This is a genomic window from Kitasatospora sp. NPDC096140 (genome assembly GCF_040303045.1).
GTDB lineage: Bacteria > Actinomycetota > Actinomycetes > Streptomycetales > Streptomycetaceae > Kitasatospora.
On sequence record NZ_JBEOUW010000006.1, the window covers coordinates 107301 to 127474 of the forward strand.

16 protein-coding genes are annotated in these 20174 nt (G+C 71.7%); 7 read left to right on the plus strand and 9 right to left on the minus strand.

All coding sequences use genetic code 11. From position 1 onward, the window contains the following. Window positions 1–197: 197 nt before the first annotated feature. Together ABT048_RS07975 and ABT048_RS07980 are read left to right on the plus strand one after the other, a co-directional pair. The gene (locus ABT048_RS07975; RefSeq protein ID WP_502893980.1) at window positions 198–1619 is read left to right on the plus strand and encodes an NsdA family TPR-like regulatory protein; all 1422 of its coding nucleotides are present in this window, start codon (window positions 198–200) and stop codon (window positions 1617–1619) included. A gap of 11 nt (window positions 1620–1630) precedes the next feature. Further along, complete coding sequence (locus ABT048_RS07980) at window positions 1631–2173, plus strand: GNAT family N-acetyltransferase (protein ID WP_350520453.1); 543 nt, start codon at window positions 1631–1633, stop codon at window positions 2171–2173. A gap of 163 nt (window positions 2174–2336) precedes the next feature. Here the strand turns inward: ABT048_RS07980 and ABT048_RS07985 are convergent, their stop codons facing one another. The 3 genes from ABT048_RS07985 to ABT048_RS07995 all read right to left on the minus strand — a co-directional run bounded on the left by ABT048_RS07985 (window position 2337) and on the right by ABT048_RS07995 (window position 10103). Then, complete coding sequence (locus tag ABT048_RS07985; RefSeq protein WP_350520454.1) at window positions 2337–5402, minus strand: hypothetical protein; 3066 nt, start codon at window positions 5400–5402, stop codon at window positions 2337–2339. A 106-nt stretch (window positions 5403–5508) separates the two neighbouring features. Beyond that, window positions 5509–8586, minus strand: coding sequence for a hypothetical protein (locus ABT048_RS07990; protein ID WP_350520455.1), 3078 nt, complete (start codon window positions 8584–8586; stop codon window positions 5509–5511). Window positions 8587–8837: 251 nt separating this feature from the next. Further along, window positions 8838–10103, minus strand: a complete 1266-nt coding sequence (locus ABT048_RS07995) for an MFS transporter (protein WP_350520456.1) — start codon at window positions 10101–10103, stop codon at window positions 8838–8840. Window positions 10104–10643: 540 nt separating this feature from the next. On the opposite strand from ABT048_RS07995, the gene ABT048_RS08000 reads away from it, so the two are divergent. Continuing rightward, window positions 10644–11231 (plus strand): hypothetical protein, encoded by a 588-nt coding sequence (locus ABT048_RS08000; RefSeq protein WP_350520457.1) that lies wholly within the window; start codon window positions 10644–10646, stop codon window positions 11229–11231. Window positions 11232–11284: 53 nt separating this feature from the next. Here ABT048_RS08000 and ABT048_RS08005 read toward each other — a convergent pair whose 3' ends face one another. Both ABT048_RS08005 and ABT048_RS08010 read right to left on the minus strand, forming a co-directional pair. After that, window positions 11285–11779 carry a hypothetical protein gene (locus ABT048_RS08005; protein WP_350520458.1) on the minus strand — a complete coding sequence of 165 codons (495 nt, stop codon included), beginning with the start codon at window positions 11777–11779 and terminating at the stop codon, window positions 11285–11287. Window positions 11780–11866: 87 nt separating this feature from the next. After that, window positions 11867–12187: a MazG-like family protein gene (locus ABT048_RS08010; protein WP_350520459.1), complete on the minus strand. Its 321-nt coding sequence runs from the start codon at window positions 12185–12187 to the stop codon at window positions 11867–11869. A 236-nt stretch (window positions 12188–12423) separates the two neighbouring features. On the opposite strand from ABT048_RS08010, the gene ABT048_RS08015 reads away from it, so the two are divergent. Continuing rightward, a complete protein-coding gene (locus ABT048_RS08015; protein ID WP_350520460.1) occupies window positions 12424–13155 on the plus strand; it encodes a DUF7873 family protein in 732 nt (243 codons plus the stop codon). Between the two features lie 549 nt (window positions 13156–13704). Further along, the gene (locus ABT048_RS08020; RefSeq protein ID WP_350520461.1) at window positions 13705–14472 is read left to right on the plus strand and encodes a 2OG-Fe(II)-dependent halogenase WelO5 family protein; all 768 of its coding nucleotides are present in this window, start codon (window positions 13705–13707) and stop codon (window positions 14470–14472) included. Between the two features lie 151 nt (window positions 14473–14623). On the opposite strand, the gene ABT048_RS08025 is transcribed toward ABT048_RS08020, so the two are convergent. From ABT048_RS08025 to ABT048_RS08040, 4 genes are all read right to left on the minus strand, one after another. Further along, window positions 14624–15244, minus strand: coding sequence for an L-threonylcarbamoyladenylate synthase (locus tag ABT048_RS08025; RefSeq protein ID WP_350520462.1), 621 nt, complete (start codon window positions 15242–15244; stop codon window positions 14624–14626). A 135-nt stretch (window positions 15245–15379) separates the two neighbouring features. Beyond that, entirely contained in the window at window positions 15380–16051 is a 672-nt protein-coding gene (locus ABT048_RS08030; RefSeq protein ID WP_350520463.1) for a class I SAM-dependent methyltransferase, read from the minus strand. 70 nt (window positions 16052–16121) lie between these two features. Beyond that, window positions 16122–16802, minus strand: coding sequence for a GNAT family N-acetyltransferase (locus tag ABT048_RS08035; RefSeq protein ID WP_350520464.1), 681 nt, complete (start codon window positions 16800–16802; stop codon window positions 16122–16124). A gap of 195 nt (window positions 16803–16997) precedes the next feature. After that, entirely contained in the window at window positions 16998–18074 is a 1077-nt protein-coding gene (locus ABT048_RS08040; RefSeq protein ID WP_350520465.1) for a Gfo/Idh/MocA family protein, read from the minus strand. Window positions 18075–18178: 104 nt separating this feature from the next. On the opposite strand from ABT048_RS08040, the gene ABT048_RS08045 reads away from it, so the two are divergent. Together ABT048_RS08045 and ABT048_RS08050 are read left to right on the plus strand one after the other, a co-directional pair. Beyond that, the gene (locus ABT048_RS08045; protein WP_350520466.1) at window positions 18179–18766 is read left to right on the plus strand and encodes a TetR/AcrR family transcriptional regulator; all 588 of its coding nucleotides are present in this window, start codon (window positions 18179–18181) and stop codon (window positions 18764–18766) included. Between the two features lie 194 nt (window positions 18767–18960). Further along, window positions 18961–20124 carry an agmatine deiminase family protein gene (locus ABT048_RS08050; protein ID WP_350520467.1) on the plus strand — a complete coding sequence of 388 codons (1164 nt, stop codon included), beginning with the start codon at window positions 18961–18963 and terminating at the stop codon, window positions 20122–20124. The last annotated feature ends 50 nt before the right edge of the window (window positions 20125–20174 follow it).

Genomic DNA, 20174 nt, shown 5'->3' on the forward strand with positions numbered 1-20174 from the left:
CCCTCCTGACGGCTGCCGGACTTCGGCAGCGCGGGTGTGTGATCGAGCCGCCGCAGAGTCCATCAAGGACCCCGTGTTGGGGCGTCAGCCCGCACCACCGCGCCGTTGCGGAGGTGCGGGTCAGCCGGCCGTTTCCCCGTGGGGCTGGTGTTCTCCGCCCCGACCGCCGGCCGCTGACAGTCAGTCAACCGGCCGTCGTGCAGCGGCGGATAGGACATTGCGGGGCGGCCGGCTTCACGTCCCCCGGACATTTCTCCGGGGTTGACGGCGGCACGGAGGGGGGTAGCGTCGACTCACCGGACCGAGGAGCGCCTAGGGCAGCCGCCCGCCCGAATCACACCCTCAAGGGGCTCATGCTCGCGGCGAAGTTGTCTGCGAACGACCTTGCGCGGGCGGTCAACAGCGCTGAGGAGCGGCGGTTCGGCCAGCCGGGGAACGCGAGTGACCGACACGTGCGGCGGTGGCTCTCCGGCGAGACGGAACTGCCGCAGATGCACTACCTCGTCGCGCTGATGGACGTCTTCGATCTGGCTGCGGATCAGCTCGGCTTCACTCTTTCGGGTGCGAGGGCTCGACAGCTTGCTGTCCTCCAGCCTCGATCTACGCTGCTGGGAGACACGCCTGTCGAACCTCAGGAGGATCACGTGCTTCGTCGCCAGTTCATGATCGCCGCCACCGGGAACCTCCTCAGCTTCGCGTTCGCTCCGCTCCCGGCCTCCGGCCGCATAGGGATGTCGGACGTCGAACGCATCCGGGAGAGCATCGACCAGCTTCACGCCGTGGACGACGCCTACGGCGGTGAGCAGCTTGCCGACATCGCCGAGGAGTTCGTCGGCCAGATCGAGGCGGCCATGGGCCGGTGCGTGTACGGCCCCCGCGTGGAGGCGTCGCTCTACCAGGTCATCGGTGAACTGCACGCGAGCGCGGGCTGGTTCGCCTTCGACACTGGCGACCAGCCCCGTGCCGGCCGGAACTTCGACTCCGGGCTGCGCGCCTCCCTGCTGGCCGGCGACCGCATGCTCCAGGCCCGGATCTGGGCCTACATGTCCCGCCAGAGCTGGGAACTCGGCCGGGCGACCGAGACCGTCACCATCGCCCGCGCTGCCCTGGAGGCCACCCGCAACGGCCGAGACTACCGGCTCAGCGCCCTCCTGCACGGTCGGCTCGCCCTCGGCTACGCCGCCTCGGGGGAGAGCACCCGGTGCGCGAGCGCCCTCGCGCGGGCAGAGATCGCACTGGACAGGGCCGGCGGCACGACGGCCCCGGCGTGGCTCGCCTTCGTCGGCCCGGGCGAACTGCTCGGTGCCGCTGCCATGGCGCACATGGACCTGGGCCAGGCCGACAAGGCGGCCGACCAGGAGGAGCAGGGAATGCGCCTGCTGGACCCCGCCTTCCGCCGCAACCGCTTCGCGAAGAGCGTGCATCTCGCTGAGTGCTACCTCGCCTCCAACGAGCCGGAGAAGGCCGTCGACACGGCAGACCAGGCCCTCACCCTCTCTCCGTCGGTGAACTGCCCCCGATGGGCCATGCGCCTCGGAGAGTTCCGCAAGCACGTGGCCGACCTCCGCCTACCTGCAACGAAGGCGTTCGTGGAACGCTACGACGTCACCACCTCGTGAGGAGTACCACCGTGGCCGCCACCCTGACCGTCAGCTACCACAATGCCGACGACCTCCCCGTCATCGAGGAGCGGCTGATCGAGGTCTACGCCGAGGTGTACGCGCAGGAGGCTGACGCAGACCCGTTCTTCTCGGTCGGCCGGTTCGCCGAACGCCTCCGCCGGCACGCCGCCGGATCGCGCTGGGGCTGCGCGCTCGGAGAGGTCGACGGCAGCGCGATCGGCTACGCCTACGGGTTCGCCCGCACCATGGCCTACCAGTGGGGCGGGCTGATCACCCCGGCGCCCGCCGAGTTGCTGGAGGAGACCGACACCCGGACGTTCGCGCTGTGTGAGGTGATGGTTCGTGAGGGCTGGCGCGGCACGGGCATCGCGCGGACCCTACACGAGGAACTGTTGTCGCATCGGATCGAGGACCGCTCTCACCTCCTGGTCGAGGAGGACCACCCGCGGGTGCGGGCGCTCTATGAGCGGTGGGGCTACTCCTGGATGGGCACCATGCAGCCGTACCCGGACGGGCCGCGCTACGACTCCATGCTCCGCTCGATCGCCTGAACTGCGGCGGCTTTCAGCGATCGGCGGTCGAAGGGGAACGACGCGCCGAGGACCTCTTGATCACCACCGTCCGGCAGCGCTGCCGTTCGGTGGCAGCGCTGCTTGGCCGTTCGGCTTGTGGGTGCGGGCCCGGGTGGTGGCCCGGGCCCGCGGGGTGAGGTGGTCAGGCCTTCGTGTCGGTCTTGGTGTCGGCCTTGGCGTCCGTACCGGTCTTGCCGTCCTGGTTCAGCATGCCGCCGAGGGCGCTGAGGTTGCCGCCGCCACCGGGCATTCCGGCGATGGCCGGGATGATCTTGGTGATGGTGTCGGCCGCGATCTGGCTCATCTTCTGCGTGTGTTCGGTGGCGGTCTTGAAGGCCTCCTGGGCGCGTTCGCCGGCGGCCTTGTCGTTGCTGGCGGCGGCTTCGATGCCCTTGGTGAGCACCTGGCCGACGGTGTTGATGCCGCTCATGTCGCGGAACAGGTTGGCGGTGGCGATGGCCTGCGCGGTCTGGAGGCCGACCGGGTCGGGCAGCGCCGCCAGCGGCGTGAACCTGGCCTCGGAGGCGCTCAGGGCGGCGACCTTGGTGTCCAGGTTCTGCGCGCGCGAGGCGGTGGAGACCGGGGCGATGTCGGCCGGGGTGATCTGGATGGGCGAGTCCTTCCAGTTCCAGAACCGGGTGAGGTCGATCTTCTCGGCCGAGTTGGCCCGGCCGAGGACGGCCTCGGCGAAGACGCCCTTGGTGGCGATGGCGACCGTGGTGGTCACCGGCGTCCCGAAGGTGTTGTCGCTTGCCTTGCGGGTCTTGGTCCAGTCCTCGCGTTCCTGCTCGCTGGCGAAGTTCCACCGGAAGCCGAGGTAGTTGCCGGTGGCGGCGATCGGCTTGGGGTCCAGCAGCATGCCGAGCGGAACCGCCGGCGCGGTCGAACCGGACGGCGTGTAGGAGTAGTTGGCGAGGATGCGGCTGAGGGTGAGCTCGTCGGCGTTGGCCCACACGGCCTGGCTGTAGTGGCGGCGGTTGTCGTTCAGGTGGTCCAGGACCGTCTGGGAGACGTTCCCGCCACGCACGTAGAAGCCGAGCGAGGAGACGTAGGTGCGGCTGCCGGTCTTCACCGTTGCACCGAACAGCCCGCAGATGGCCGAGGCGCCGCCGGCGTCCTCGGTCAGGTCGGGGGCCACGGTGGTGGTCTCGGCGATGCCGAAGTTGGCCACGCCGGAGGTCATCGTCAGGCGCAGTCCGGCCAGGCTGCCGCGGGCGGCGGTGCCGGACCAGGCGTCGACGGAGATCAGCTTGTCGGCGCCGCCGAAGGTGTAGGACGCCTGGCGCAGGACGCCGGAGCCGCCGGTGTCGCCGACGCGGGCGGTCTGGCCGGGAAAGACGACCTGGATGCTGCGGATGCCCACCTCGTCGTACCAGACGTCGATCCGCGAGGCGTACGGGGAGTCGGCCTTCGGCGGGAAGTCGAACGCCGCCGGGTTCTCCCGCTGCGTGGTGAGGACGCGAATGAGTGTCCCGTCGGCCTTGAGGCCCCAGTAGTCCCCGCTGACGGCCGAGACGACCGCTGTCGTCGAGCTCACGGTCGTCGTCTGCAGGGCGGGGATCTTGGTCGGGCCCCAGCTCGTCGCGCCGGGCTCCAGCACGAGGGCCGCGAAGGCGTCGCCGGATTTGAAGGCGCCCCAGAGCGTTCCGTCGGCGGTGGCGAACAGGCGGCTCGGACTGCCTGTCGCCCGTTCCGTCCAGCCGGTGGCGCTGCGCTCGTAGGTCTTGCCCTGCCGGATGTACCAGACCTTGCTGCCGGCGGCGGCGACCTCGTCGGCCTGGACGTTCAGGGCCTGCCACGGGGTGCTCAGGGTGCGCTGCCAGAGCGTGTTGTCCATGCCGACGACGTAGACGGTGCCGTCGGCGCCGCAGGCCAGGCTCAACGCCCTGAAGCCCGACGGGTCGGTCCGCCAGGTGGTCCCGTCGAGGTACACGACCGTCTGGTCGGTCCTGAGAGCCCAGACGGTGTCCTTGCCCGGAGCGATGCGGTTCAGGCCGGTGCTCAGGCCGGTGGTGGGTATCGGGTTCCACTGCCGGGCCACCGGGTCGAACCGCACCGGGCTGCCGTCGGCCTTGCGCACCCCGTACACACCCATGGGCCCGCCGGCGATGTCGGCCAGATCCACCCCGTCATAAGGCTGCTTCTCCGGTGCCTCCGGCGCGGTGCAGGCGTCGAGCTTGCGGATACTGGTGTCGAAGGGGTTCGCCGCCCGGATCCTCGCCGCCCATTCAGTCGGGGCTACCGACGCGAGCACCTCCTTGTACCGCTGCAGGCTGGAGTAGGTGAAGGTCAGTTCCTGCAGTGGGATGAACAGACAGCGCTCCAGCTTCGTCGGCTTGGTCGTCACGGTGTAGACCTGCACGACCTCGTAGTACTGCACCGACATCGCGTGCATGTGGTTGTAGTTGGTGACGACCCGCGTCATCACCTGGTCCTTCTCCGCCTGCGACGTCTCGCGCACCACCGTCATGTTCCGGCTGCGCGCCGCCGTCGCCAGCTGCTGGGTCCGCGCACTGATCCGCTGCGTCGCCTCCTCCGCCACCGACTTCACCCCGGTCGAACGCGACACCGCCGTCGCGAACCCCGTGTTCTCCGAATTGCTCCAGTTCCCGCCGATACCGAGGTTGAACAACGCGAAGCCGGCACTACCACCGGAGCTGGACGACTTGCTGAACTGGAGCGCCGTGGAGTCGCCGTGCTGCTCCTCGCGGGCGATCGCGTTGGCGACCTCGTTGATCGAGCGGTTCTGGTCGCTGGTGCTGGTGAGCGTGTCGGCCTCGGTGGTCTTCTCGGTGCCGGTGGCCTTGGTGGTGCCCTGCCAGTCGACGACCGCGACCTTGGTGCTCTCGCCGGGCGCGAGGGCGAGGCTGTGCAGGAGCCGGCCGAGCGTGACGCCCTGGGCCGACCAGCTCTGCTCGGTGGTGACGATCATGCCCTCGGCCGGGCGGTCGTAGAACGGCAGGTTGTCCTCGCCGAGGTCGATCGCGCCGGTCAGCTTGCGGGCCGGCTTCGCGTTGGGGATGTCGGTGAGCACCACCGAGCGGTACCGGGTTATCTCCGTCGGGTAGTTGCCGGTGGTCGGCAGCAGGTCCTTCGGGGTCGCTCCGTCGAGCGCCGCCTTGTCCACCTGGATCGCGGGCGACGTACTCGCGGGGGTGGTCGTGCTCGTCGGGGTGGTGCCAGTTGTTCCGGTGCTCGGGGTGGTCATCACGATTCCCGTCTACGGAGAGGAGGGTGGAAGTCGCTACGGCAAGCTTGGCCGTTCGGCTTGTGGGCGGGCCCGGGTGGTGGCCCGGGCCCGCGTGGTGCGGTGGTCAGGCCTTCGTGCCGGACTTGGCATCGGCCTTGGCGTCCGAGCCGGTCTTGCCGTCCTGGTTCAGCATGCCGCCGAGGGCGCTGAGGTTGCCGCCGCCACCGGGCATTCCGGCGATGGCCGGGATGATCTTGGTGATGGCGTCGGCCGCGATCTGGCTCATCTTCTGCGTGTGTTCGGTGGCGGTCTTGAAGGCCTCCTGGGCGCGTTCGCCAGCGGCCTTGTCGTTGCTGGCGGCGGCTTCGATGCCCTTGGTGAGCACCTGGCCGACGGTGTTGATGCCGCTCATGTCGCGGAACAGGTTGGCGGTGGCGATGGCCTGGGCGGTCTGGAGGCCGACCGGGTCGGGCAGCGCCGCCAGCGGCGTGAACTTCGCCTGGGTGGCGCTCAGGGCGGCGACCGTGGTGTCGAGGTTCTGCGCGCGTGAGGCGGTGGAGACCGGGGCGATGTCGGCCGGGGTGATCTGGATCGGCGAGTCCTTCCAGTTCCAGAACCGGGTGAGGTCGATCTTCTCGGCCGAGTTGGCCCGCCCGAGGACGGCCTCGGCGAAGACGCCCTTGGTTGCGATGGCGACGGTGTTGGTCACCGGCGTCCCGAAGGTGTTGTCGCTTGCCTGGCGGGTCTTGGTCCACGCCTCGCGTTCCTGCTCGCTGGCGAAGTTCCACCGGAAGCCGAGGTAGTTGCCGGTGGCGGCGATCGGCTTGGGGTCCAGCAGCATGCCGAGCGGAACCGCCGGCGCGGTCGAACCGGACGGCGTGTAGGAGTAGTTGGCGAGGATGCGGCTGAGGGTGAGCTCGTCCGCGTTGGCCCACACGGCCTGGCTGTAGTGGCGGCGGTTGTCGTTGAGGTGGTCCAGGACCGCCTGGGAGACGTTGCCGCCGCGCACGTAGAAGCCGAGGGACTCGATGTAGGTGCGGCTGCCGAGCTTCACCGTCGTGCCGAAGAGTCCGCAGATGGCCGAGGCGCCGCCGGCGTCCTCGGTCAGGTCGGGGGCCACGGTGGTGGTCTCGGCGATTCCGAAGTTGGCCACCCCCGAGGTCATCGTCAGGCGCAGACCGGCGAGGCTGCCGCGGGCGGCGGTGCCGGACCAGGCGTCGACGGAGATCAGCTTGTCCGCGCCGCCGAAGGTGTAGGACGCGCGCTGCTGGACACCGGAGCCGCCGGTGTCGCCGAAGCGGAACGTGTGGCCGGGGAAGACCATCTGGATGCTGCGGATCCCGGCCTCGTCGTACCAGACGTCGATCCGGGAGGCGTAGGAGGCGTCGGCCTTCGGCTGCGCGTCGAAGGCCACCGGCGTCTCACGCGGCGTCGTCCCGGTGCTGAGGTTCCGGCCCAGCGACCCGTCACTGCGAAGCAGCCAGACATCCGCGCTGGCGGCCGAGGCAGCCTTCGTCGTCGTCACGACGCTGCCGGAGGGAGCAGTGCTGCCGGTGACGGCCCAGGCCGTTGCACCGGACGGCAGCAGCGCGGTCCTGCCGTCGGCCAGGGACGCCCAGAGCATGCCGTCGGCACCCGCGGACAGACGCTGCACGGTCGCCGGTGACGGGGACAGCTCCTGCCAGCCGGTCTCGGTGCGCTCGTACGTCTTCCCCTGGCGCAGGTACCAGACCTTGCCCCTGCTGGTCACGGCGACCTCGTCGGCCTGGGGAACGTTCAGAGGCTGCCACACGGTGTTCAGCGTGCGCTGCCAGAGCGAGCTGTCCCCGCCGACGATGTAGAGCGTGCCGTCCGGGCCGCAGGCGATCCCCAGCCCCTTGAAGCCCTGAGAGTCGGCCTTCCAGGTGGTCCCGTCGAAGTGCACGACCGTCCTGTCGGCCCGCAGCCCCCAGACGACGTCCTTACCGGGTGCGATGCGGTTCAGGCCGCCGCCCGGCAGTCCGGTGGTGGGTATCGGGTTCCACTGTCGGGCCACCGGATCGAACCGCACCGGGCTGCCGTCGGCCTTGCGCACCCCGTACACACCCATGGGGCCGCCGGCGATGTCGATCAGGTCCACCCCCTCGAAGACCTGGCCGCTCGGCGTCTCCGGTGCCACGCAGGCGTCGAGCTTGCGCACGGTGGTGTCGAAGGGGTTCGCCGCCCGGATCTTCGCCGCCCACTCGCCCGGCGCCACCGACGCGAGCACCTCCTTGTAGCGCTGCAGGCTGGAGTAGGTGAAGGTCAGCTCCTGCAGCGGGATGAACAGACACCGCTCCAGCTTGGTCGGCCTGGTCGTCACGGTGTACGCCTGGACGACCTCGTAGTACTGCACCGACATCGCGTGCATGTGGTTGTAGTTGGTGACGACCCGGGTCAGCACCTGGTCCTTCTCCGCCTGCGAGGTCTCGCGCACCACCGTCATGTTCCGGCTGCGCGCCGCCGTCGCCAGCTGCTGGGTCCGCGCGCTGATCCGTTGCGTCGCCTCCTCCGCCACCGACTTCACCCCGGTGGAGCGCGACACCGCGGTGGCGAAACCCGTGTTCTCCGAATTGCTCCAGTTCCCGCCGATACCTCCGAAACCGAGTGCGAAGCCCCCGCTGCCACCGCTGCTGGACGACTTGCTGAACTGCAACGCCTGGGAGTTGCCGTGCTGCTCCTCGCGGGCGATCGCGTTCGCGACCTCGTTGATCGAGCGGTTCTGGTCGCTGGTCGACGAGAGGGTATCGGCCTCGGCCGTCTTCTCGGTGCCGGTGGCCTTGGTGGTGCGCTGCCAGTCGACGACCGCGACCTTGGTGCTCTCGCCGGGGGCGAGGGCGAGGCTGTGCAGGAGGCGGCCGAGCGTGACGCCCTGGGCCGACCAGCTCTGCTCGGTGGTGACGATCATGCCCTCTGCCGGGCGGTCGTAGAAGGGGAGGTTGTCCTCGCCGAGGTCGATCGCGCCGGTCAGCTTGCGGGCCGGCTTCGCGTTGGGGATGTCGGTGAGCACCACCGAGCGGTACCGGACGATCTCCGTCGGGTAGTTGCCGGTGGACGGGAGCAGGTCCTTCGGGGTCGCGCCGTCGAGCATCGCCTTGTCCACCTGGATCGCGGGCGACGCGCTCGCCGGGGTGGTCGTGCTCGTCGGTGTGGTGCCAGCTGTTCCGGTGCTCGGGGTGGTCATCACGATTCCCGTCTGCGAGGAAGATGAGGGAGTGGCCGACAGGGCCGCCAGGGCGCGCACAGCGCCTGGCCCAAAAGCGAATGACGCTTTCCGGTTCGCGCTCGAAGCTACACAGCGCGCTCACAACAGCGACACGCTTTGGCGAACTTGGCCAGAAACGGTGCGCAGCTCAGCGCCTCCGCCTCATCCGCCTCATTCGCCTCACCCGGATCGCCCGGGTGGCCGGGACCGGATCCTCACGGACGGATCGGTCACGAGGCCGGGTCGGCGGTGCGGGTCTCGGCGGGCGCGGGTGGCCGGGGCTCGGCGTTGCGACGGTGGTAGCGGCGGTCGGTCGCGGTGCAGGCGGCGAGGACGAAGGCGGTGGCGGCGGCCGCGGCGGTGACGGCGAACGGGGAGCCGGGGGCACCGTGGTCGGCTGCCCAGCCGGCGAGGAAGGTGCCCGCCGACTGCGCCAGGATCAGCGCGCTGACCAGGGCCGCCATCGCCTCGCCGAGCCGGGTGGCGGGCACCGTGCGCTCGACCAGGCCGAAGACGGTGATGATCTGCGGCGCGACGGCGACGCCGAGGAAGCCGATGGCCGCGGTGAGCGCCGCGAGACTGCCGTTCGTGGGGCTGTCGTCGATGAGGTCGCCGCTCGTGAGCAGCAGGACGCAGGAGGCGGCGAAGAGCAGCGCCGCGCCGGCCCGCAGTCGGGCCGGCAGGCCCCGGCGGGCGGGCAGCGAGGCGATGACGACGCCCGCGAGGGAGCTGGTGCAGCCCAGGAAGCCGTACACCAGCCCGGCGGCGCCCGGCCGGCCCAGCGCCTCGGTGGTAGCGGTGACGCCGACCTGGACCGAACCGAAGCAGGCGCCCAGCAGGGCCGTCCCGGCCAGCAGGAGGACGTACGGCGTGCTCAACAGTCTTCCGGCGGAGCGGTCTTGGGGGTGGGACGGCGCCGGGACGCCCGGTGCGGCGGTGGGGTGCAGCGCGAACAGGACGGCGCAGACGCCGGAGAGCACGGCTGCGGTGAGCAGGGCGACGGCGGGGGAGGCGGCGCCGGCCAGCACGCCGACCAGGGCCGGCCCGGCGGTGAAGGCGAACTCGTCGACGATCCCGTCCAGTGACAGCATCGCGGCGGTCAACTCCGGTTCGCCGGCGGCCAGTCGGACCCAGCGGCTGCGCGACAGCGGGCCCACCAGCGGGACCGACAGACCGGTCAGCGCGGCGGGCGCGATCTGCCAGCCGAGCGCGAGCCCGCGCTCGGAGGCGGCGACCAGCACGACCAGGGCCGCCGCGTTGGCCAGGGCGGCGGCCAGCCCGACCGTCCGCTGCCCCCGGCGGTCCGCGAGCCGGCCGACGATCGGACCGCCGATCGCCTGACCGCCCGCCAGCGCCCCCGCGACCAGCGAACCCGACCACACGCTGCCGGTGTTCCGGCTGACCAGCAGCAGGGTGCCGATCGGGCTCATCGCGGTCGGCAGCCGGCCGAGCAGCGACCACAGCAGCACCCGGCCGCCCGTCAGCTGCTTCGCCATGCGGAAGTTCCCGGTCACGGACACGGTCCACGCCCCTCTGCGGAGCCGGTCCGGGCGCCCGCCTCCCGCAACCGGCCCGACCAGGCGACAGCGACCTGCGGGTGACCCCCCGACCGTAGGGGCGGGGGCGGGGCGCGGGTAATCGTCCGATCGTCCGGCCGCGCGGGGCAGCGGGAAGGGGACGGTCGGAGGAGTCACCAAGGGCGGGGGCGGGCGGGTGCGGGGGAAGGGACCCGTCCGGGGAGGCGACCGGCGTCCTGCCGCCGCGGCCGCGGACGTCACCGGGAGTGCCGGGCGGCAACCTGATCGCAGTAGGCCCGGTGGTCGGATCGGTGCGCCGGGGCAGAGGGTGGTGCGGAGGAGGGTCGGGCCGCTGGGTGTCCGGCCGTGAGGTGAAGGCAGACCAAGATGTCACGTGGCCGCGGAAGGCTGGGGAGCACGTCGAATCGCACGGACCGCACGGACCGCACGGACCGCACGGACCGCACGGGCTGCACGGGTCGCACCGGCCGTACGAGCCGGCGGGTCGGTGTCGCCGCCGTGGTGCTGGGCTGCACGGTGCTGGTGGCCGCCGGCTGCAGCTCGTCGAGTACGTCGTCGACCAGCTCGCCGTCGCGCCCGTTCTCGCCGAACGCGAGCTCCTTCTCGGGCCAGCTCCCCTCCTCGATCGCCTCGGCCAAGTCCTCGTTGCTGGAGTCGGCCTCGGCGGCGGCCTCCTCGGCGGCGGCCGCCGCCTCCCAGGCCGTGTCCTCGCTGTCAGCGGCGGCGTCCTCGTTCGAGGCGTCGGTCTCGGCCCAGGTGGCCGCGGGCCGCGCCAAGGCGCAGGAGGTGCTGTCGAAGACCCAGGGCACGGGCAACGCCCTGTCGGACGTCACGCTCACCGGCCTGCCCAAGGCGCAGGCGGCGGGATTCAACGCCGCGCTGGTGACGGTGGTGAACAGCACGAGCTCGACGGCGTCGTACGCGATCAAGGTGGAGTTCCTCGACGAGACCGGCAAGGTCGTGGACACCTCCTACCTGGGCGTCACGGACCTCGCCCCGGGCGCGAAGGCCACCCCGACCGCGTTCAGCCCGATCGACCGGGACCAGGCGCTGGTCTCCAGGGTCGCCCAGGCCCAGCGCTACTGACCCGCCCGCCGACCGGCGGGACCCGTCCGGCTGCGTCGGGTGCCGCGGTCGGGTCAGAAGGTCCCCCGCAGGTCGGCGAGGACGGACCCGAGGCCCGCCAGGAGGCCGTACCCCTGCCGGACCAGCACCTCCCCGATGACGGTGAGATCGTCCTCCCAGCCGAAGTCGGTCCGCAGGACGCGCCACCGCTCGCACACCGGGTCGGCGCCGGTCTCCGGCTCGTGGCCGAGCGCCCGCAGGCGTTCCTCCCACCGGCGTACGACGTCGCCGTCCGTCTCGCCGGCTCCCGGTCGCAGCAACTCCTCGACCTGGTCGCGCCGTACGTCCGCCACCGCTGCGGCGGACCCGTCGGTGAGGAGGTAGAACGCGGTCGCCAACCCGGCCGCCCCGTCGGCGATCTCACCGCGGTGGGGGTCGCTCTGGAAGGCGAAGCGCTTGTCCGGCACGACGGGGACGAGCAGCTCCCGCGTCCGCACCCACGCCGCCTCCCACCCCGCCGGTCCGCCGGCTCCCTGCCACCGCCACGAACGCTCTTCCAGAATGGTCATGCTGCGCATCGTGCCACCGCCCGTCGCCACGCTGAAGCCCCGGGCGCGGGCTCCGGCGCCACCGGCCGGGGGAGGGCGGCGGTCCGGTCAGCCGCCGTCGGTGAGTTGCCGCCCGGAGAGGTACCGGAGGTGCCGGGTGAAGACGGCCTCGGGGTCGGCGCCGGTGCGGGCGATGAGGATCAGGGCGGTCACGGCGGCGTCGCAGGCCTCGGCGTGGACCTGCTCCAGAGTGTGGGACCGGCCCTTGCGCGGGTTCATCCCGAGCACGCCGATGACGGCCTCGGCGACTTCGCCGCTCTCCTCCGCGAGCTTCAGCGCCTGTCCGAGCATCACCTGTTCGGGCGGGCAGTCCGAGAGTGAACTCAGGCGTTCGGCAAGGGACTTGATGATCATCCAGGTGTCCGTCACGGCGTTGGATCCTGCCCCTGTTCGATCGGCTCGTTCAACCCCGGAGGTTCCGGGCGAGCCCGGGGCGAACAGCCCGTTTTCGATTCCGACGGGAAGTCGGGGGCGAGCGGTGTGGGGCCACCGTCCGCGCCCGGGGCGGCAACCGCCCGGGTGGTTGGCATCCCATCCACAAGAGCTCGGACGGCGATCGAAAATTAAGTGTCACCGATCAGTTGGAGACTGGTAGCGTCCCCGACGTGGCAAAGCTGAACCAGATCATCGCCGTTGAAAAGGGCGTCAAGTCCAAATCCTTCCAGGAGCTCACGCAGGCCCACCAGGACCTGCAGAAGCCCGCGCTGCTGGCCGGCATCTCCCGGACCTACCAGCCCAAGGACGAGGAGGGCGAGCAGCTGCCGCCGGAGTCGACCCGGGTGCAGCTGAAGGCCGAGGACATCCTGCGCTCCACCGCGCAGACCCTCACCCGGCTGTTCGACGTGACGGCCACCAAGGACTGGGCCAACATCGGGGCCAGCGCGGACGTCGTGGTGGACGGCCAGGTGCTCCTCGCCCGGGTGCCGGTGCCGTACCTGCTCTTCCTGGAGAAGCAGCTCACCGACCTGTTCACCTTCGTGAAGAAGCTCCCGGTGCTGGACGCCTCCGAGTCCTGGAACCTGGACCCGTCCACCGACTCCTGGAAGACGGAGCCGGTGCGCACCATCCGGACCAAGAAGGTGCCGCGCAACCACGTCAAGGCCGAGGCCACCGAGAAGCACCCGGCCCAGGTCGAGGTCTACTACGAGGACATCGCGGTCGGCTACTGGACCACGGTCAAGTTCTCCGGTGCGCTGCCGGCCCGCCGGGTGAACGAGCTCGCCGAGCGGGTCGAGAAGCTCCAGCAGGCGGTCAAGTTCGCCCGCGAGGAGGCCAACGCCGTCGAGGTCACCGACCAGCGGGTGGGCGACGCCGTCTTCGGCTACCTGTTCCGGTAGCCCCATGATCGCCCGCCCGGGGAGCCGGGCGGGTGCGCCGGGCACGTCACCTCGTCCGCGGAGTCGGACGGGTGCGTCGCACGGCGCGAAAAGCTGACACTGATGTTGAAGCTGACCCAGGGGTCACAGTGGAGGTTCGAATCCTTCCCCCGGCGCCACAGGCCGGGGTAGCCCAAGCGGCAGAGGCAGGCCCCCTGAATCTCAGACTCTCGCTCCAGTCTCAGCATTCGCCGCCGAACACCGGATCGACCGGGTGCGGACGAATATCGACGAATGCGGGTTCAAGTCCCGTCTGTGCCGCTCCGTGGCACGGTAGTTCAAAGGCAGAACGCGTCGGTTTCAATCTGATCCGCGACCCTTAAACGTGTCGGTGTGAACAATTGGGCGGCACACAGGGGCCCGGGAGCAGGCTACGCTCCCGGGTCCTCTAGCTTTCCGCGATCACAACGAACCGTCACCTATGGTGATGGGGTGATTGCTGCACGTGGCCCGTCGGGCCGGCACGGACCGCCGGGAGGGACGCGACCCCCGGCGCCCGGCGACGCGGTGATGTTCGGAACGGAGACGGCCCGGGAAGGCGAGCTGCGGGAGGCCCTGCAACGGCTGGCCGCCGGCACCTGCGCCGTCGTCCGGGTGCCCGGGCTGCTCCGGGCCGACCTGGCCGGCCTTCTCACCCGCATCGAGCAGACCGACTTCGAGGCCTACGACGAGGAGCGGCTCGACCCGCCGATCCTCAAGTTCGGTCCCGCGCTGTACGACCACTACACCCGGGGCCACGTCCGGGACGCCTACTGGGAGAAGGCGGAGCGGGCCGGGAAGGCCGTCCGCGACATCCACGGCGGGAACGACCCGGCAGCGGCCGTGCTGCACCGGCTGAGCACCGAACTGGGCATCCCGGTGCGCCCTGCGACCATCGGCGGGCGCCCGCTGCACGTCGGAATCCTCCGCGAGTTCCCGACCGGCTCGAAGATCCACTACGACGAGGTGGTGCGGGAGTTCCCCGGCCGCCTCGACGACCCGCCCATCGTGCAACTCGCCTTCAACCTGCACCTCAGCGTCGCCGAGCACGGCGGCGCGCTGACCGTCTGGCGGCACCGCTGGATCCCCGCCGACGACGCCCGCAAGGACGGCTACGGCTGGGCCCCCGAGGTCGTCGCCGACGCGCCCTCGGCCACCACGACGGCCGAGCCCGGCGAAGGAGTCTTCTTCGACTGCCGCAACTTCCACCGGGTGCAGGACTTCGAAGGCGGCCGCCGGATCACCCTCTCCTTCTTCCTGGGATTCACCATGGCCGGCGAGATGGTCGCCTGGTCCTGACGCACACCGCCCCGGGCACGGGCACGGGCACGGGCACGGGTGCGGCCCCGGGCCGCGCCCGTCGGCGGCCCGCTGCCGGCGTCTCCGCCGCCCGTCGTCCCCGGCGGCCGGTGGTCGGCGGGGACGACGGAGGGCAGGGCGCCCGGGTCGGTCACTCGAAGCGCGTCGGGTCGCCGGCGCCGATGCGGACGATCTCGGCCGTACCGCCGGAGAAGTCGACGACCGTCGTCGGCTCCGTCCCGCAGTCGCCGGAGTCGACCACGGCGTCCAGCACGTGGTCCAGCCGCTCCTTGATCTCCCAGCCCTGGGTCATCGGCTCGTCCTCGCCGGGGAGGGTCAGGGTGCTGGAGACGAGCGGCTCGCCGAGTTCGGCGAGCAGGGCCCGGGTGACGACGTGGTCGGGGATCCGGACGCCGACCGTCTTCTTCTTCGGGTGCAGCAGACGGCGCGGCACCTCCTTGGTGGCGGGGAGGATGAAGGTGTAGTTGCCCGGCGTCGCCGCCTTGACGGCGCGGAAGACGTTGTTGTCGATCTGGACGAACTGCCCCAGCTGCGCGAAGTTCTCGCACATCAGGGTGAAGTGGTGACGGTCGTCGAGCCGCCGGATCGTCCGGATCCGTTCGATGCCCTCGTGGTTGCCCATCTGGCAGCCCAGGGCGAAACAGGAGTCGGTCGGGTACGCGATGAGGGCCCCGGAGCGGAGGCTGTCGGCCACGGTGCTGATGGTGCGGGCCTGGGGGGTCTGCGGGTGCACGTCGAAGTACTTCGCCATCCGCCGACCCTACGGGATCCACCCGGCTGGGGCACCGCATCGCGCACCGGTGCGGTGTGGGGCGGCCGGGCGCACCGACCGTTCGGGGTCGGCCCGATGGCCGGCGCACCGCACCCGGGCGCCCTCCGACCGGGCTCAGATCCGGGCGATCACGGCGTAGCGCTCGTCGTCCACCGGACCGCCCCACAGGTCCGCGTTCCCGCTGAGCGGCTCGATCCGCAGATCGGCGACCAGCGGACGCACCACGGACGCCAGGTGCTCCGCGGCCACCCCGCCGTTCCACGGCAGGAGTTCCGCCCCGGCCACGTACGGCACGCCGGCCTGCCCGGATTCGCGCCACCGGCCCTCGACCAGCACCAGTCGGCCGCCGGGCCGCAGCCGGTGCACCCACTCCCGCAGCGCGGCCTCGGGGTCGGGCAGCGTCCACACCAGATGGCGTGACAGCACGACGTCGAAGGCCTCACCGCCGGTCGGCGGCGCAGCCGCGTCACCCACCAGGAAACGGCCGGACAGGCCGGCACCGGACAGTTTCCTCCCGGCCTGCTCGACCATCCGCGGAGACAGGTCCACGCCGGTCACCCGGTGCCCGGCCTCCGCCAGGAGGAGGGACAGCGAACCGGTTCCACACCCGACGTCGAGGACGTCGAGCGGGCCCGACGGCACCCACGTCCGCAGCAGCCGCGCCCACGCGGACCGCGTGTGCCCGGCCCTCAGCCCGTGATCGGGCTCCTCGTCGAATCCCGCCGCGGCGGCGTCCCAGTACTCGGCGATGGCGGCGCGCGGGTGCCGACCGGCGTGGTCACTCATGACCGGCATCCTCGCACCCGGCACTGACACACCGCCGGACGCCGGGCCCGGGACCGGGACCTCCGTTCCGCTACGGGACCGGCCCTCGGCGAACGGCGCCGCCGGTGTCCGGTGATCCGAACATCGGCAGGCAGGGCGGCAGACCACGGATCGAGACGGGGACCCGCCGGTGCGCCTCCCAGTGGGCACGCGTGAGTCTCAGGCGCCTGTTGACCGCCGGTCGGCCACGGACCACGTGGCGCTCGGTGCCGTCGGGTTCGTAGCCGTGCTTGCGGGACACGGCGAACGAGGAGGCGTTGTCCTCGAAGGCGCCCGACCTCGCCTCCCGCGCGTTCAGGCCGGCGAAGGCCAGGTGCAGGACGGCGGCACGCATCTCGGTGCCGATTCCCCGTCCGTGGTGCCGCGCGCCGAGCCAGGACGCGGTGGTGACCTCCCGCAGGACGGCGAAGTCGCGGGCGGCGACGGTCTGCAGGCCGACGACCCGGTCGTGCTCGAAGACGGCCAGGTTCAGGGCCCAGTCGTCCGGCGACCAGTTCCCCCGGCGCAACCAGTGGTGCTGCACCACCGAGCGCGCCCGTTCCGCCGGCGGGAGATCGGTCCACGGCACGATGAAGGGCATGCGGTCGGGCTCGTGGACGCCGTCGGCCGCCAGCGCGGCCAGGGCGGCCAGTTCCTCGCCGTCGGGCAGTCGGAGTTCCAGGCGGGCCGTGTTCAGGCGCAGCCCCAGCAACGGCCAGTGGTCGATCGGCATGCGCCATTGTCGGAGACGACGGCCGTTCCGGTCACTCGGTTTCCGGGCTCGGCCGGGCCCGGCCCTGTGCGTCCGCGCCCGGACGCAGGCAGCGTCCCCGCCCGACGACCCGCTACCCGGCGTCGCCCGGCGGTGGCCCGGCCCGGCGCCCGGCCGAGGTTCCGCCGCTCGGGTGGGCGCCGGTGGTCGGTGTCGTCAGTGGACCTGTTCCGTGGCGCCGGTCGCGGCGGCGCGTTCGATGGCTGCGAGCAGCCGGTGGTGGGCGGCGGCCGTGTGGAAGTCGGGGCGGGGCGAGCGCCCTTCGGCGATCGACCGGGCGATCTCCTCGTAGACGGCCGCGACGTTGGCGACCGGACCGGCGGCGGGGTCGAAGGGGACGGTCCGGCGGTCGGCGGGCACCTCGACCTGCTCGCCGTCGATCCTGATGTCCCAGTCGGTCCAGTGCATGTACGTGTCGGGCCGGGTGGGAGCCGCCGTCAACGTGCCCTCGGAGCCGACGAGTTTGACGAGGAAGCCGTCCGGGCTCCCACTGCCTCCGTGCACCGCGACGGACGCCGTCGCGCCGTTCTCCAGGATGCCGTGGACCAGCACCTGCGCGGGCACCCCGTTGGGCACCGTCCGCCCCGTTCCCTCGACTTCGACGCGGTCGTGCGGGCGGGGCAGCCTCGCGGAGACCTCGACCAGCCGGCCCGCCATCCGGTCCAGTGCGGCCAGGAAGTGGCCGGCCATGATGGTCAGGAGCGAGGTGCCCGCGGCCGGGTCGGTGGTCCACGCCAGGTCCGGTGCGATGCGGGCGCCGCCCAAGGGGGCGCCCGAGGCGATCAGTACGGCCGATTCGAGCCGGCCGATCCTGCCTGCGGCGACCAGGTCGGCCACGTGGCGGGCGTCGGGGGACTGGTATCCCTGCAGGTTGACGGCGTGGACGACGCCGGCGTCGGCGGCCGCCCGGGCGAGGTCGTCCGCTTCGGCGGCGTCGACGCCCAGCGGCCACTCGGAGAGCACGTGCTTGCCCGCCGCCAGCGCGGCCCTGATCACCGCGGCGTGGCCGGAGGCCTTGACCGACACCACGACGAGGTCCACGTCGGGGTGGGCGGCGAGCGCCGCGGCGTCGGCGAAGGCGAGTGGCACGCCGTGGGCGGCCGCCGCCCGGTCGGCGGTGGCCTGGCGGGTCGTCGCGACGGCGGTCACCTCGAACCCGGCGAGTCCGGCGAGTGCGGGCAGGTGTGACGCGTCGGCCCAGCCGCTTGCTCCGACGACCCCGACCTTGATCATGTGTCCTCCCTCGTTTAGTACCGATCGATACAAAACTAGAGCGGGCGGCAGGCGGAGTTCAAGGGGTAATGTACCGACAGGTAAAAAACTTGAGGAGGTACGGCATGCCAGGCGGTCGCCCGCGCGCCTTCGACGCCGAGGCCGCGCTCGACCGGGCGCTGGAGGTCTTCTGGCGGCAGGGCTACGAGGGGACGTCCCTCGCCGACCTGACCGCGGCCATGGAGATCAACAGGCCCAGTCTTTACGCGGCCTTCGGCAACAAGGAGCAGTTGTTCCACAAAGTGCTCGACCGCTACTTCACCAGCCCGGGAGCCTTCGCCACCGAGGCCCTGGAGGCGTCAACCGCCCAGGGCGTCGTCGAGCACCTGATCCTCGGGGCCGTCGAACTGACCACCGGGCCGCAGAGCCCCCACGGGTGCCTGAGCGTCAACAGCGTGCACGCCTGCGGGCCGGACTCCGAGCCGATCCGCCGGGAAGTGATCGCCCGTCGGATGGCCGGCGAGGCCGCGCTCCGCCGCCGCTTCGAGCAGGCGGCCGACCTGCCGGCCGACATCGATCCGCGCGTCCTCGCGCAGCTGGTGTACACCGTCACCGACGGCATCGCCGTGCAGGCGGCGAGCGGCTGCACCCGCGAGCAACTGCGCGAAGTGGCCGACCTGGCGATGCGCACGCTGTTCCACTCGCCGGGCTGATCCGGTCCGGGAAAGGACGAGCCCGGCTGTGTCGTGCGCGGGTTGCGAGTGTGGACTCGTGCGCGTTGACTGAAATTTCAGTTAGGGGCAGGATGTGGGCGTCCCGCCCGCCCTGCCCCGGGCGCGTGCCGACGGTCCCGCCCGATCGGCCGCAACCGACTGCCCGGGGCGGCCCGACCCCGCACGAGGCACCGATGGACAAGCCCGCAATCACCCGACGCCGACTCCTGCGCTACGGCGCCGCGGCCGTACCCCTGGTGGCGTCCGGCCCGCTGCTCTCCGGCGCCGCCCGCGCCGCGAGCCCCGCGCCGGCGCTGCGCATGCCCGCAGAGACCGACCCGCACACCCGCACCTTCATGGCCTGGCCCGAGCCGACCTCCGCCTGGGGCGCCCAACTCCCCGCCGTGCAGCGGGACATCGCGAACCTCGCGAAGGAGATCTCCCGCTGGGAGCCGGTCGTGATGGTGATCAACCCGGAGTCGGTGGCAGCCGCCACCCCGCTCTGCGACACCGGCGCGACCCCGTCGTCCCGGGGCATCACGTTCCTCCCGATCTCCAACGACGACCTGTGGATCCGGGACTTCGGCCCGACCTTCCTGGTCGGCCCGGGCGCCATCGCCGGCCTGGACACCAACTTCAACGGCTGGGGCAAGACCGGCACCGGCTACGAGCAGGCCTTCGCCAACGACGCCAAGGCGGCCGCCGCGCTGCTCGACCGGTACCGGATCGACCGCGTCCGGGCCCCGTTCACGGGGGAGGGCGGCTCGCTGGAGACCGACGGGCAGGGCACCCTGCTCGCCACCGTCAGCTCGCTGGTCAACCCCAACCGCAACCCCGGGCTGAGCCAGAGCGACGTCGAGCAGCGGCTCAAGTCCTCGCTCGGCGTGGAGAAGGTGATCTGGCTCGCCGGCCTGGCGGGCCAGGACATCACGGACAGCCACATCGACTGCGTGGCCCGGTTCAGCGCCCCCGGGCGGGTCATCCTGGACAGGCCCGGACCGGGCTCCACCCCGATGTGGGTCACCGTGTACAACCAGGCCAAGCAGGTGCTGCAGAGCGCCACCGACGCCCAGGGCCGCCCGCTGACGATCATCGAGCTGCCCGGCCCCGACCACGAGAAGATCCAGGGGACCGGATCCGCGTTCCTGGCGAGCTACACCAACCACTACACCGCCAACGGCGCCGTCCTGATGCCGCGGTTCGGGGACGCGGCCGCCGACGAGGCGGCGCGCGCGATCCTGGCGGCGGAGTACCCGGGCCGCGTGGTCGTCCCGGTGAACATCAACGCCATCGCCGCCGGCGGAGGCGGCATCCACTGCGCGACCCAGTCCCAGCCGGTCGTGCCCGCGGCGGTCTGACGCCCGGGACCCGGTCGCTGTCGGCCCGGCCCGCGGGCCGGGCCGACAGC

Coding starts and splice junctions, on each gene's coding strand:
- ABT048_RS07985 (WP_350520454.1), bottom strand. CDS start 5,402: ATGACCACCCCGAGCACCGGAACAACTGGCACCACCCCGACGAGCACG.
- ABT048_RS07990 (WP_350520455.1), bottom strand. CDS start 8,586: ATGACCACCCCGAGCACCGGAACAGCTGGCACCACACCGACGAGCACG.
- ABT048_RS07995 (WP_350520456.1), bottom strand. CDS start 10,103: ATGGCGAAGCAGCTGACGGGCGGCCGGGTGCTGCTGTGGTCGCTGCTC.
- ABT048_RS08005 (WP_350520458.1), bottom strand. CDS start 11,779: ATGACCATTCTGGAAGAGCGTTCGTGGCGGTGGCAGGGAGCCGGCGGA.
- ABT048_RS08020 (WP_350520461.1), top strand. CDS start 13,705: ATGTTCGGAACGGAGACGGCCCGGGAAGGCGAGCTGCGGGAGGCCCTG.
- ABT048_RS08025 (WP_350520462.1), bottom strand. CDS start 15,244: ATGGCGAAGTACTTCGACGTGCACCCGCAGACCCCCCAGGCCCGCACC.
- ABT048_RS08030 (WP_350520463.1), bottom strand. CDS start 16,051: ATGAGTGACCACGCCGGTCGGCACCCGCGCGCCGCCATCGCCGAGTAC.
- ABT048_RS08035 (WP_350520464.1), bottom strand. CDS start 16,802: ATGCCGATCGACCACTGGCCGTTGCTGGGGCTGCGCCTGAACACGGCC.
- ABT048_RS08040 (WP_350520465.1), bottom strand. CDS start 18,074: ATGATCAAGGTCGGGGTCGTCGGAGCAAGCGGCTGGGCCGACGCGTCA.
- ABT048_RS08045 (WP_350520466.1), top strand. CDS start 18,179: ATGCCAGGCGGTCGCCCGCGCGCCTTCGACGCCGAGGCCGCGCTCGAC.
- ABT048_RS08050 (WP_350520467.1), top strand. CDS start 18,961: ATGGACAAGCCCGCAATCACCCGACGCCGACTCCTGCGCTACGGCGCC.